This window comes from Actinomyces sp. ICM47 (genome assembly GCF_905369875.1).
In the GTDB taxonomy this organism is placed as follows: Bacteria; Actinomycetota; Actinomycetes; order Actinomycetales; family Actinomycetaceae; genus Pauljensenia.
Map to the genome: position 1 here is coordinate 1 of NZ_CAJPJE010000057.1, position 12636 is coordinate 12636.

Annotated in this window: 12 protein-coding genes and 1 tRNA gene; 5 read left to right on the plus strand and 8 right to left on the minus strand. The window is 66.3% G+C overall.

The window, feature by feature from the left end:
* Positions 1–299: 299 nt before the first annotated feature.
* From QZ149_RS09185 to QZ149_RS09195, 3 genes are all read right to left on the minus strand, one after another.
* Positions 300–373: transfer RNA gene (locus tag QZ149_RS09185), tRNA-Pro, on the minus strand.
* Between the two features lie 120 nt (positions 374–493).
* Complete coding sequence (locus QZ149_RS09190; RefSeq protein WP_291451131.1) at positions 494–1462, minus strand: metallophosphoesterase; 969 nt, start codon at positions 1460–1462, stop codon at positions 494–496.
* Between the two features lies 1 nt (position 1463).
* Entirely contained in the window at positions 1464–3563 is a 2100-nt protein-coding gene (locus tag QZ149_RS09195) for a transglycosylase domain-containing protein (RefSeq protein WP_291451132.1), read from the minus strand.
* Positions 3564–3732: 169 nt separating this feature from the next.
* Between QZ149_RS09195 and QZ149_RS09200 the strand changes: the two genes are divergently transcribed.
* Positions 3733–4092, plus strand: a complete 360-nt coding sequence (locus tag QZ149_RS09200; protein ID WP_009648129.1) for a WhiB family transcriptional regulator — start codon at positions 3733–3735, stop codon at positions 4090–4092.
* Positions 4089–4250 (plus strand): DUF4177 domain-containing protein, encoded by a 162-nt coding sequence (locus QZ149_RS09205; RefSeq protein ID WP_009648127.1) that lies wholly within the window; start codon positions 4089–4091, stop codon positions 4248–4250. Before QZ149_RS09200 ends, QZ149_RS09205 begins: the two co-directional genes overlap by 4 nt.
* 158 nt (positions 4251–4408) lie before the next feature.
* Here QZ149_RS09205 and QZ149_RS09210 read toward each other — a convergent pair whose 3' ends face one another.
* The 4 genes from QZ149_RS09210 to QZ149_RS09225 form a co-directional block, all read right to left on the minus strand.
* Positions 4409–5092 (minus strand): Crp/Fnr family transcriptional regulator, encoded by a 684-nt coding sequence (locus QZ149_RS09210; protein WP_009649109.1) that lies wholly within the window; start codon positions 5090–5092, stop codon positions 4409–4411.
* Positions 5093–5272: 180 nt separating this feature from the next.
* Positions 5273–6178, minus strand: a complete 906-nt coding sequence (locus QZ149_RS09215; RefSeq protein ID WP_291451134.1) for an alpha/beta hydrolase — start codon at positions 6176–6178, stop codon at positions 5273–5275.
* Positions 6175–7962, minus strand: a complete 1788-nt coding sequence (locus QZ149_RS09220; protein ID WP_291451135.1) for a hypothetical protein — start codon at positions 7960–7962, stop codon at positions 6175–6177. The genes QZ149_RS09215 and QZ149_RS09220 overlap by 4 nt, the downstream gene beginning before the upstream one ends.
* A gap of 67 nt (positions 7963–8029) precedes the next feature.
* A complete protein-coding gene (locus QZ149_RS09225; protein ID WP_291451137.1) occupies positions 8030–8959 on the minus strand; it encodes a hypothetical protein in 930 nt (309 codons plus the stop codon).
* A gap of 17 nt (positions 8960–8976) precedes the next feature.
* Between QZ149_RS09225 and QZ149_RS09230 the strand changes: the two genes are divergently transcribed.
* Positions 8977–9813 (plus strand): hypothetical protein, encoded by an 837-nt coding sequence (locus QZ149_RS09230; RefSeq protein WP_291451139.1) that lies wholly within the window; start codon positions 8977–8979, stop codon positions 9811–9813.
* Between the two features lie 14 nt (positions 9814–9827).
* Here the strand turns inward: QZ149_RS09230 and QZ149_RS09235 are convergent, their stop codons facing one another.
* Complete coding sequence (locus QZ149_RS09235) at positions 9828–10598, minus strand: HAD-IB family hydrolase (protein WP_291451140.1); 771 nt, start codon at positions 10596–10598, stop codon at positions 9828–9830.
* Positions 10599–10741: 143 nt separating this feature from the next.
* On the opposite strand from QZ149_RS09235, the gene QZ149_RS09240 reads away from it, so the two are divergent.
* Positions 10742–11881, plus strand: coding sequence for a hypothetical protein (locus QZ149_RS09240; protein WP_291451141.1), 1140 nt, complete (start codon positions 10742–10744; stop codon positions 11879–11881).
* Between the two features lies 1 nt (position 11882).
* Positions 11883–12636, plus strand: a 754-nt coding sequence (locus QZ149_RS09245) for an ATPase, T2SS/T4P/T4SS family (RefSeq protein ID WP_291451142.1), incomplete at its 3' end; no start/stop codon positions are given.

The window sequence follows — 12636 nt, forward strand, 5'->3', positions numbered from 1 at the left end:
AGTCACCCTGCTAGCAACACGATCTGTCCATCCTCATAGTTGGTCCCAACCAACTAAAACACCGACTTTCCCGCACCAACACAACGAAAAGTTACCCTTCCAGCAACACGTAGTGTCCTATAACCCCCGCATGCCGAAGGGTACCCTGCCGCCGCTCTCGGGCACCGCAGTCGCCGCGTGCTGCACGGTCGCCACGCCACCCACCCCGGCCTCGTTCCCGCCCTTGCGCCCGTGCTGGCAATCGGTCTGGCTATGAACATACAAAATCGCCGGGACCAAACGGTCCCGGCGATTCACCGTCGGGGTGGCGGGATTTGAACCCACGGCCTCTTCGTCCCGAACGAAGCGCGCTACCAAGCTGCGCCACACCCCGGTGCCCCATGAGTATAGCCATACCTCGTCGGAAAACCCAAACCGAGATCGGCGGACAATGGGAAGTGTGTGCCACGCCGCAAAGATGAGCGTGCGGTGAGTGGCCCACACTGAGCCTCAGCTACGCGGGATGCACGTGGATGAGGGAGGCCTCGGGTCGCGTTGCGATGCGCACCTTGGCGTGGGGTGACGTGCCCAGACCAGCCGAGACGTGCAGCCATGCCTGGGAGCCGTCGGGTGCCTCCCAACGATTCAGGCCCTTGGCGTAGTGGCGTGCGATGTCGCAATTCGTAATGATCGCCCCCATGCCAGGGATGCCGATCTGACCACCGTGCGTGTGACCGGCCAGGATCAGGTCGGCCCCCTCACTGGTGAGTGCAGACACGACGCGCGTGTAGGGCGCGTGCGTAATGCCCAGGCGTAGCGCCCCGGGTTCTTCCCACGACGAGGCCGGGGCTACCATGCGGTCCCGGAAAATATGTGCGTCGTCGGTCCCCAGGAGCGAGACAGTCCCGCCGGACAGCGACAGCGTGCCCGACGCGTTGGATAGATCCACCCAACCGGCGTCGCGCATCTGGCGAACCATCGGCAGGTAGGGCAGGTCCGGGACGACGCGTGCGGGAGGCGGCGTGGAGCGCATCAGGTAGCGCGTCCAAGGTTTGGGGATCGGCGAATAGTAGTCGTTTGACCCCAGGACGAAGGCACCTGGATACGACAGGAACGGCCGGTAGGCGTCCATCACCATGTCGAAAGCATCGAGCGATCCGAAGTTGTCGCCCGTCGCCACGACCATGTCGAAGCGCTCGGAGGAAGCGACATCGGAGAGGAAGTGGAGCAGGAACTCCTGCCCGGCGAAGAGATGGAGGTCAGCGATCTGGAGAATCGTCACCTCGGGGACGTCGCGCTCGATGGGCACATCGTAGCGGCGCAGGGTGGGCATAGTTCGCTCAATCGAACCCCATGCCAGCGCGGCACCACCCGCCGCGATCCCGGCGAGTCCGAGCCCCCCGATGACGGCACCTGCAGTGCGCAGGACACCAAGGCCTCGTCGGGAGAACGAGGCGGCGGTATCGGTCAGTGTCGGTGTCATATCAGTTGCTGCTGGTCGGAGCCGGGGTTGGGTTCGAGCGACTCGTGGATGAGCCAATGTTCGCGCTGGACACGTTCTCAACGGGCGTTCCGGCGAGGATTTGCGTCATGTAGGGTGCCCAGATGTTCTGGCCGACGAAGGTCTCACCGTAGATCTCACCGTAGTACTTGCCGTTGATGGTCACGGAACCGACTTCCTGCGAGGAGTTCGCACCGTGGCCCACCCACGCGGATGTGACGACGGAGGGGGTGAAGCCTGTCAGCCAGGTGTTTGCGTGGCCGTCGGTCGTACCCGACTTGGCGGCGAAGGGGCGACCGTCGCCCAGACGCGTGGACGTGTAGTACTGGCCGGCGGAGGCAGTCAGCAGGGCAGCTGTCTTGTTGGCGACGTCTGCGGAGATGACCTCCTTGCAGTCCGCGGAGAACTCCTTGAGGACGTTCTCGTCACGGTCGGTTACCGACTCGATGGACTGCGGCGTGCACTGCTGGCCGGAGTTTGCAATGGCTCCGAACACGGAGGCCATCTGCAGCGGGGCGGAGGACACAGAACCCAGGATATTTGCGGGGAAGGGTGAGGGGACCTCGCCGTCCTCGGTAATGCCCATGTTATATGCCGTGTCGAAGATCGCGCAGAAGTCCACGCGCGAGGCCATGTTGACGAACGCCTGGTTGACCGACTGGCCGGTTGCGCGCACGACGTTCATGGTGCCGGTCTTGCCCGCGAGGTCATTGACCTGGTAGCCATCAGTGTAGATAGCGTGACCACCGCACTTGAAGGATCCGTTGCCGTAGAACGTGTTGTTGGAGCCGACCGTCTCATAGGCGGAGTGCCCCTCCTTGAACCACTCGAGCAGAGTGAAGACCTTGAACGTCGAGCCGACCTGGAAGTTTCCATCGGCCGAGTAGTTCGACATGGTTTCGCCGCTCTCAATGCCGTACGTCGTGTTCTGGGCCATGGCCAGGACGCGGCCCGAGCGCGGGTCCAGAGAGACAAGCGCATCGTTAAGGCCGGAGGCATCGCCGACGGGAATTGTGTTTGTCAGCGAGGAGAAGGCGGCGTTTTGCATCGTGGGATCCATCGTGGTGCGGATAGTGATGCCCTGAGTCTTAAGCATGCGCTCGCGCTCGGTGCGGGTCTCACCGAAGGTGGGGTCCTCCAGGAACTGAGCCAAGACGTAGTCGCAGAAGTAGGCCTTGGAGGATTCCGCGCCGGAGCAACCTTCCGAGGAAACGGTCGGGTGCAGCATCGAGTCGATGGTCGTGTCGATGCCCTTGTCGTACTCTTCCTGCGTGATGACGTTCTGCTCGAGCATAGCGGCTAGGACCGTGTCGCGGCGTTCCTTAGCGGCATCCGGGTGAACGAGGGGATCGTACTGGACGGGGGACTGCACGAGGCCAGCCAGGAGAGCAGCGTCGAGGTAGTTCAACTCGGAGGCGGACTTCGAGAAGTAGCGCTGCGAGGCGGCCTCAACGCCGTAGGTAATGGGGCCGAAGGGCGCGATGTTCAGGTAGCCGGTGAGGATTTCGTCTTTCGACTGGGTCTTCTCCAGGGCCAGCGCGTACTTGATTTCGCGGAGCTTACGCTCGGTGGTCTGCTCGGTAGCGGCGCTGACCTGATCGGCGTCGCCCTCGAGATAGCCGCGCTCAGCCAGCGAGTTGCGCACGTACTGCTGGGTGATCGTGGAGGCACCCTGACGGCCGGAGTCGCCCAGGTTCGTCACGAACGCGCGGGCGATACCGGTGGCGTCCACGCCGTTGTGCTCGTAGAAGCGCTTATCTTCGATCGCGATAATTGCTTTCTTCATGACGTCAGAAATGTTCGCGCTGGGAACGACGATGCGCTGCTTGTCGTAGAAGTGCGCAATCACCGCACCCGACGAGTCGAGGATTTGCGATTCCTCAGCCGGGGCGACATTCTGCAGGTCGCCCGGCAGCTCGTTGAACACCGAGGGAGCGGACTTCGCGACAAGTGCGGTGGGCCCCGCGATGGGGACGAGCATGCCTGCTCCGACGACACCCATCAGAGCTGAGACGCTCAGGAACGCCAAGAGGAGGGCGAACAGCTGGGTTGGCCGGACAGCGCGGGAATGAGAGTGCGACATGTTCCTAGCTTACGTGCCGCCCGGCTCATCTGACACCTCGCGAGGCGTGACACTCACCTGATCGTGCATGCGCTGGCGCACTAATAGCAAGTCGCACCGTTTGCACCCACAATGGTATGTGTGTATGGTCACATGTAGGAGTCGGAGGAGAGTGAGGTGGAGATCGACGATGTCAGCCCACGGCGACGACCAGAGTTGGGTCGCGCGCGCACTGTGCGCGTCTACTGAGCCGGACGCGCTCTTCGTGCAGGGTGCATCGCAGCGTCAGATTCGCTTGCGCTGCTACGAGTGCGAGGTTCGTATCGAGTGTCTGGCGGATGCCCTGCAATCCGAGGCCAACTACGGCGTGTGGGGTGGCCTGACAGAGCGGGAGCGTCGCGCGATTCTGCGCCATTATCCGCATGCAGAGGATTGGCTGGAGTGGTTGCGTTCCTCGGATGATTCGCTTGCCAGGGAGTTGCGCAGTCCGCATGTGCCTCGGGTTTTGTCCTACGTTCGCCCCCAGATGGCAGGTAGGATGAACTCATGACTAAATGGGAATACGCCACGATTCCGCTGCTCACGCATGCGACGAAAGCCATCCTCGATCAGTGGGGAGCCGACGGGTGGGAACTCGTCCAGGTCATTCCGGGACCGACGGGTGCCGAGAATCTGGTCGCCTACCTCAAGCGTCCGATTGAGGGCTGAGCGAGCGATGCAGAACTGACCGATGCGTCGGTGATCATGGACGAGGCCGTGGCAGGCGTCGCGCATTCAGGTGCGTGAGTGGCCGCGGCCTTTTCCGTATCCTGAGACGCGAGTGGGGCCCGATACCTTTCAGTATCGGACCCCACTCGCGTGAGAAATCAGCGGGCGCGGCGCGCCAGGCGGTCAACGTCGAGGAGGGTCACGGCGCGACCCTCCAGGCGGATCCAGCCGCGCGACACGAAGTCGGCGAGCGACTTGTTAACCGTCTCACGGGAGGCGCCAACCAGCTGGGCCAGCTCTTCCTGAGTGAGGTCGTGAGGCACGTGGACGCCCTTGTCGGTTGCGGTGCCGAAGCGGTCAGCCAGATCCAGGAGGGCCTTGGCGACGCGGCCGGGCACGTCGGAGAAGACGAGGTCGGAGAGAGATTCGTTGGTGCGGCGCAGGCGCTGTGCGAGGGCGCGCAGCATATGCTTCGCCAGCGTCGGGTTGGTGTCGAGCACGTGCATGAGATCCTCATGCTCGAGGAAGAGGAGCGAGGCCGGGGACACGGCGGTCGCGGTGGTTGAACGCGGACCCGGATCGAAGAGCGTGAGCTCACCGATGATCTCGCCGGGGCCGAGGACGGCGAGGAGGGACTCGCGGCCGTCGCTCGAGGTGTGGCCGAGCTTGACTTTGCCCTCGGTCACGATGTAGAGGCGATCGCCGAGATCGCCTTCGTCGAAGAGTGTCTCACCGCGACGCAGGGTCGTATGACCCATCTTCTGCTGGAGGGACACCTGTTGTGCATCATCAAGGCCACCGAACAGCGGCACCTGGCTGATGAAGTTGCCGTCACCGATCATGGTGCGGAGCTCCTTCCGCTCGTGCCCGATTGCTCGGGCGTTCCGTTTGAGGCTGCGCGGCGATTCCCATGCGTTATATCGATCACTAGGAGGTACCGCGTATCACACCATTATGCCCTATTTATCAGGTGAAACATGTTTCATTCTGCGATTTGTGTGAGCTGTCTAATGAAACACAAGCTAAATGTCGTGTGCATCGACGTGCTGCGCCAAGGCCTCGGCGACCATTTGGGGTGCTTCCTCGGGCAAAAAGTGCCCGGCCTCGCGAATGACGATCTGGGTCAGGGGTGCGTCGACAAACTGCGCGTCAGCTGCGTGATCGAACATCGACCATGCGCCGTCGTCACGCCCCACGAGTGAGAGGACGGGAACCTTCACCGGCTCCGCGAGGGTGCGGCGCAGCTCGCGCGACAGTGAACGGGTGGCGCGTAGGCCCCGCAAGGCCGTGTGGGCGGCAAACGGGCGGCGAAGCGCCGCACGGTAAGGTCCCGACTGTGACACGAGGCCGTCTACGTTTGCTGGCGAGGCCCACGCGCGGTAGACGGTCGTCACAAGCGAACCGGAGCGCAGGGCACGTTCCCGGCCCGTGGGCAGTGCCAATCGACCCTGGAGGACGCGGCCGCCCGCCCAGGGCGCATGTCCGACGAGTGGCTGTACACCGAGGGGGTGAGGAGCCGACAGGACCGCTACCGAGCGCAGTTCGAGCGGCGCGAGCGCGCCGATCATCCACGCGACCGTACCTCCCAGCCCCAGCCCCGCCACGGAGAACGACGCGATACCGAGGGCGCGCACGACGCCGATCACATCATCGGCCATCTGAGCCAGGTCGCAGTCCCCTCGCGTTAGATCGGACGTACCAAAGCCTCGTAAATCGAGGGCCAACACGCGCGACGTCAACTCCGCGAGAAGGGGCAGGACCTCGCGCCAGGACCACCAGTGCTCGGGAAAACCGTGCAGCAGAACCAACGCATGGTCCATGCCCTGGCCCATGTCGGCGACATGAAATGCAGCTCCGCCAGCGCTCACGTGCCGATGGGTCCAGGGACCCTCCAACTCGATTGCGCTGGCGGGGATCAGATTCTTCACTTGCGCGTCAGGTCCTTCGCGGCCTTCTTGCGGGCGCGCTTGGAGTACAGGGCACCCGCGGGATTAACGGCCTCGATAGAGGTGCGCAGTGCCTCCTCGGAGCGGCCAGTGCGGCGCGCGGAGTGGCTGATGTAGCCCACGCCCATCAGGAGAACACCCAGCAGAACGAAACGGCCCGAGTAACCGGTAGCCTGAAGGTGGTGCATGAGGTTCTCGCCGAAGGGGCTGGCGCTGGACAGCGCGGTCAGCGGTGCCTGAAGAGCCTTGGCCGTGATGCCGGGAGCAAGGACCCAGGGCATGCCGATGAGCAGGAAGAGGAGGCCCATGATCCACGCGCCCAAGGAGGAGCGGCGGGCGATCGTGCACAGGATCATGGAAAGAACGATCGTGCCGAGCAGTTCGCCGAGCGCCGCTAGCGATGCGATACCCGAGAACATAGGTGCATCCTCGGCCAGCGTCATGCGGGCACCCGCGTCCGCAGCCAGGTACCAGCCGAGGGGCGCGAGGATCAGGAACAGCAGGAAGGACAGGGCGTGCGCGCCGGTACGCGAGGGCATCTCGGTGGCCGTGGGCATCGGGCCGAAGAGTTCCTCGTCCAGTCGAGCCGAAGCCGACTGTTCGGAGCGCTCGCGTCCCGCAGAAGCAATCGAGGCCAGGGTGGCGGCGTCGCGCTCGTCGTCCTGCGCATTCAGCAGGGAGCGGCGGCGGGGCGCCTCATCCCTGCCCGAAGCGGTACCTGCGCCTGCCATGGCGGCTGCGCCCGCGACCGCAGCGGCACCCGCGACGGCTGCGCCGTCCAGGTTACCATCGGTCATGGTATCAGTCTGATCCTGGTCCTCAAAGGGGTAGGGGGAAGCGGCCCTGTGCTCGGACCGTCGCGTGGACAGCTGGCGCGTCGGCACGTCCGTGTAGGTGCTCTCCTCGTCCCTCTGCTTCGGCAGCTTCGTCGTGGGCACGTCGATGGACGAATACTCCTCGGCGGCGTCCGCCGTGGACTCAGCGGCGGCGCGCGCCTCCTGAGCGGCGGGGCTGAGTGCCGGGATGGACGGGGAGAAAGGCTCGTCGTCGCCGAAGATCATGGATCGGCGTGAGGACAGCGACAGGGACGAGGCCTCGGTAGCCTCAGCGGCAGCGCCACCAACCGCGTACGTGGAATCCTCGGCGTCGGTTTCTTCGATAGGTGCCTCTTCGACGAAGGCGTGCCTCTCCTGCGTGACCGGGGCGTGGTCCTCCCGCACGGAATCCAGGTTCAGGCCCAGCGCGGCGGCTGCCTGCGCGGGCGTCATGATGGGGGAGTGCACGGACTCCTCCACGACGGGTTCTGCGAAGACCGGTGCCTTGGCGGTGGGCACATCCACCCGCGAAGGCTCCATGTCCTCATCGTCGACCGCGAAATCGTCGGCGAGTGCGGCCTCCTGCTCGGCGAATCCACCCGCCTCGGGGGCATCAGAGGAAGCATCCTCAAACTCATCCTCGAAAGCGAAATCTGAGTCGGCCTCGTCCGCGAACTCAACGGCGGGTGCGGGGACGACGGGCAACTCACCGGTAGCGATCTTGTCCTCAATGGCGGGCTTGAGCGGTGCGGCTCCGGGCACGCGATCCGTCAGGCCGCCGATTGCAACTGACTCGATCTCGCCCGTGTTGATCGGTTCGCTGGCCTCGCCGATGATCGCGGCCGCATCGGAACCGTCACCGGGCAATTCGATCTCTTCACCGGTTAGGACCACGTTGTCGCGGTCATCCGTGGCGCGCTCGCGCTGGACGTCGGACTCATTCTCGGACATGCTTCCTCCTTTATACCTGCCCATATACCTGCCCACATATTACGTTTTCAGTGGCCTTATGTGCGCATTACTCTGCGGTAGGCCCCTGATTGTAAGTCGCATCTTCTACAGAATCGAGGCGCCTCACCGCGCGGATACGTGCCCACAGGATACCCAGCGAGGCGCACCCTGTCGCCATTCCGAGCGCCGCCAACGTCGGGCACGCGAGCGCCACCTTCGTCAGGATCGACGACCCTGGAACGATGACGTTGCCCGTCAGCGACGCCCAGACCGGCACCACCACGTAGGTCGGCAGCACGAGAATCAACCACGTCGCCAGCTGCGTGCCCGTGATCGACCACCGAGCGCTCACCACGAGAAGCGCCAACGCCAGCCCAACCCCAACCGCCAGGCCGTGGCCCATCGAATGCCCCCTCAGCACACCCTCCAGACCCAGCGCCGCCACGCTCGTCGTATCCGAGGGCGCCGCACCGATCATGAGCGCGGCGACGGCGAGAGCGGCGGGGATCGCGACCGTCGTACCGAAGGCATGACGGTGCACACGCGCGAGCGGCATGCGCGTCGACTGCCCGGCGCGCACCCGCACAGACTTGATCGTCAGCGCGCACGCCCCCAGCATCAGGGACAGACACACCGGGTACAGGCTCCACACGACTCCCGCGGACATGTCGTCGGGCTCGACCGATGACCTCATGAGAAATGGGATGCGCGCCACACCGTAGAACTGGGTGGCTCCCACAATGATCGACCACACGAAGGTTACAACCATTCCCGTGCTGGACTCTTCGCAATTCAGCGCAATGAGCGCCAGGAGCAGGGAGGCGAGCGCCAGGCCGATGAGTCCCTCAACCGAGGCCAGGGGCTGGCCCACGGCTGCCAGAGCCTGCACGTCCACCATCGACGACCCCAGGAACACCAGGGCGATGGGAGCGAACACGAACGCGAAAAGACCCGAGCGCAGGCGCGCGGAGAGGCTTCGATGCTGCAAAAGCGTCATGCCCCTAGTGTAGAGGGGTGAGTATCGAAGCCCTCGTTGACCCCGCTCCTGCCGTGCTGCGTGCCGCCGCCGCGCGCCCTGACGTCGCATCCGCCATGGACGAGGCGCACGCCGCGCTTGCGGACCTGCGTTTTTCTGAGGGCCTGCGACGAGGCTGGGAGGAGGCTCGCGCTGAGGCAGCCGTTCGCGAAGCCGCCGCCCTGTCCATTATCGAGGGTGCCCGCACCAGCGTTGACGATGTGCGCGCCCTGTCCATGGCGGACGAAGGAGGCGCTGCCTCGGACCCGGGTGCCGCGCTTGCCCTGGGGATCTGGCGCTCGCAATGGAACCTCGCTTCCCACTTTCCCGCCCTTAACACGCGCTCCCAGGGGGGTGCGCGCGTGGCCCCCACGCCCCTGCCCGCGCTGATCGCCGGGCTGCACAGGGACGCCTGTTCCGGCCTGGTCGCCTCCGGTCTGACCCCGCCGCGTGAGGTTGCCGTGCCGACGGACCCCGCCCTGCTGGCCCCCGCCTTGGGCTACGCGCGCTGCGACGCGCCCGCCCTGGCCGTCGCCGCCGCTCTGACCGCCCACTTCCGATTCCGGCGTGTCTTCGCCCAGGCCTCGTCCGTCGTGGGAGGGGGACTGGCCCGGTGGATCCTCGTCACCCGCGGCGTCGACCCGACCGGCGTGTGCGTGCCGAGCGCCTACGACGCGCTCGACCCGGCGCGCGCGGGGCGTTCCCTCGCAGGATGGGTGAGCGCCGACGAGGCCGGCCTGGCCCGGTGGATCACCCACTACTGCGCGGGCGTCGTCTACGGTGCCCAGGTCGGGCGCGACGTCGCCCGCCACGTGCAGGCGGGCAGGCTCTCCTAGCTGCTCGTGGCCGCTCAGCGGCGCAACAGCGAGCTGGCCGCGACGCCCACCGCCACGCCCACCAGGAAGGGCACCGCGATCTTCGCGGGCATGGGTACGCGGCGCGGCAGGACGCGCACCGTGGACGTGAAGGTGAGCGTGGGCCAGCCCTCACGCTCAGCTATTTCGCGCAGCGCGCGGTCTGGATTGACCGCGTAGGGATGGCCGACGAGGCGCAGCAGCGGCGCATCCGACACCGAATCCGAGTACGCCGAACACTCAGACAGATCCCACCCGCGTGAGCGAGCCAGGGCCTCGCACGCATCCGCTTTTCCCTGCGCCTGGTTGAAGTGCGTGACCTCGCCCGTGAAACATCCGTCCTCATCCACGGCGGCCTTCGACGCCAAGACATCGTCCGCGCCGAGCATCGTCGCGATCGGGCGTACCACCTGCTCCACCGACGCTGACGCGATCACCACGACGTCACCGATGCTCTTGTGGTAGGCGATGCGGCGCAGCGCCTGCGCGTAACATACCGGCTCGATCGTGCGCTCGAGCGCATCCTCGACCGTGGCCTCGAGGAACGCGGCGTTCCAGCCGCGGGCCATGCGGCCCATGGCCTCGGCCATCTGCCCCATGCGCGACTCGTCCGCTCCCGAGAGCAGGTACGGCAGCTGTACGAGGAATGAGGTGATGGCGGTGCGACGATTCATGAGGCCAGCTTCGATAAACGGACCCGATAGCGCCACGTTCGACGACGTGTCCAGAATCGTCTTATCCAGGTCAAAAAAGGCCGCACGTACCATTGCGTTTACTCCAGCGTCGGGATTATCCACAGGGGTCCGCCGTCGGATCCCTCTATGCACAGGGTGGCATTTCGTGTCGGCGTTGTCCACAGGGGCACGTCCGCCGGTAGACGCCCGCGCGTTCCCGGGCGCACCGTTGGGAGATGGACACAAACACTGAATTCGCCGGGGGGTCGGTCGCCCTCATCGGTCTGACCTCGCGTGATTGCGAGCGCGCCCGTGACGCCGTCACGTTGGCGGGCGCGCGAGTATGCTCCGAACCCTCCAGCGCGATCCTGGTTCTGGCGGCACCGGGCGTGCCCGTTCCCACGCTGGTGCCGTGCGTGCGCGTCGGCGCGGGTGGCCAGGTCGTGTTGCCCGGGGACACTGCCCTGCTCGTCTCCCTCATTGCCGAGGCCTCCTGGCGCTGCGTGCGCACCGGCCCCGTCTGGATGGTGGCCGGGATCGCCGGGGGCCTCGGGGTCACCTCGCTCGTGCGCATGCTCGCGCGGTCGACTGCGCGCCCGCCGTGGTGGCGGCGCTGGGGGAGCGGGCGTCATCGCTTCGGGACGAGGCCGTGGCTGGGGAGGGGGGACGAGGCCGATCGCTGCGGTGAGAGACTGCGGACTCCCTGCCCGATCATTGTCGACGCCTCCGGGTCGGTGCCCGGCATCGCGCGAGCCCGCGACCATGACCTGCCGGGCGTCAGGTGGGCGGACCTGGAGACACGCGAGGATTCCTACCTGCCCGCCCTGTCAGACCATCTTCCCATCATCGACGGGGTGCCTGCCCTCGTCGGCGACGAGCGTGGGGGAGCGAGCGCCGACGATCCGCGCGTGGCCGCCGCGTGCCGTTCCATCGGGGCACCCCTCATCGTCGACGCAGGGCGCTGGGATCGCCGCTCTGCTCGCCTCGCCGAGGTTATCCGCGCCGACGCGATCATCCTCCTCACCCGCGGGAACCTCGAGGGAGCTGCCGCAATGGCCGCGTGCCTGGCGGTCGCTCCTCCGCCCGCCCCCGCGCTCACTCTCGTGGTCGGGGAACGGGCGGAACGCAGCCCCGGCCTCGTCGAGTGTGCGCCCGGATCGATCCTGCGTGCCCCCACTCGCCGCGGTCGCCACCTGCGGGCACTGCGCCGGGCCCTGGAGGCGTGCGGATCGCAGAGTGGTCGGTCCCCGAGTGATCGCTCCCAGGGATGCTCGTCCCGGGGCGCACCCGAGTGGCTCGACGCGCTAGACCTGTCCGCATCCCTCTCCCGGGAGAGGGCGGACGAGCGGGACGACTCCCTCCTCCTGGAGGCCTGACATGACCAGCGCCCTGCGACTCCTCGCGCGCGGCGATCCACCCGCCCGCGCCGTCTCACGCGCTGCTCGCCCGGGTTGCGGTGCCGCAGAGGCGGCCTCGATCCTCGACGAACTGCGCGCTCGCCAGCGCGGCATGAATCCCGCCCTGGCCTCGGTCGTGGACGCGCCTGGCGTCACCGATGTCCTCATCAACGGAGGACAAGCCTGGGTGGATCGAGGCGGGGGACTGGTGCGCGTCGACGTCGGCATCCCCGACGAGGCGGACGCGCGCCGCGCCGCAATCCGCATGGCGAGCGCGTGCGGGGTGCGTCTGGATGACGCGAGTCCCATCGCCGACGGGACGTTACCCGGGGGAGTGCGCCTGCACGCGGTGCTCGCGCCCGTGTCCGGCTCGGGCACTCTCATCTCGCTGCGCGTGCTCGGCACTCGCCGCCTCGGAATCGGTGATCTTGAAGCGTGCGGGACGCTGACCCCACCCGTGGGTCCCCTCGTTCGCGCACTCGTCGCGGCGCGCGCAAACGTCCTCATCTCCGGGGCCACCGGCAGCGGCAAAACGACCCTCCTAAGCGCCGCACTCTCACTTGTTCCTGCGGGTGAGCGTATTGTCTGCATCGAAGAAGTCCCCGAAATTGCGCCCGCCCACCCGCACTGCGTCCACCTCGTCGAACGGGCCCCCAACGTCGAAGGGCGAGGAGCCGTCACCCTGCCCGACCTCGTGCGCGCCGCCATGCGCATGCGGCCCGCCCGGCTCATCC

What these genes read in the sequence shown, in the direction of transcription:
- QZ149_RS09200 (WP_009648129.1), top strand. Translation starts at nt 3,733, where the DNA reads ATGTCAGCCCACGGCGACGACCAGAGTTGGGTCGCGCGCGCACTGTGC.
- QZ149_RS09240 (WP_291451141.1), top strand. Translation starts at nt 10,742, where the DNA reads ATGGACACAAACACTGAATTCGCCGGGGGGTCGGTCGCCCTCATCGGT.
- QZ149_RS09205 (WP_009648127.1), top strand. Translation starts at nt 4,089, where the DNA reads ATGACTAAATGGGAATACGCCACGATTCCGCTGCTCACGCATGCGACG.
- QZ149_RS09220 (WP_291451135.1), bottom strand. Translation starts at nt 7,962, where the DNA reads ATGTCCGAGAATGAGTCCGACGTCCAGCGCGAGCGCGCCACGGATGAC.
- QZ149_RS09190 (WP_291451131.1), bottom strand. Translation starts at nt 1,462, where the DNA reads ATGACACCGACACTGACCGATACCGCCGCCTCGTTCTCCCGACGAGGC.
- QZ149_RS09210 (WP_009649109.1), bottom strand. Translation starts at nt 5,092, where the DNA reads ATGATCGGTGACGGCAACTTCATCAGCCAGGTGCCGCTGTTCGGTGGC.
- QZ149_RS09195 (WP_291451132.1), bottom strand. Translation starts at nt 3,563, where the DNA reads ATGTCGCACTCTCATTCCCGCGCTGTCCGGCCAACCCAGCTGTTCGCC.
- QZ149_RS09225 (WP_291451137.1), bottom strand. Translation starts at nt 8,959, where the DNA reads ATGACGCTTTTGCAGCATCGAAGCCTCTCCGCGCGCCTGCGCTCGGGT.
- QZ149_RS09235 (WP_291451140.1), bottom strand. Translation starts at nt 10,598, where the DNA reads ATGGTACGTGCGGCCTTTTTTGACCTGGATAAGACGATTCTGGACACG.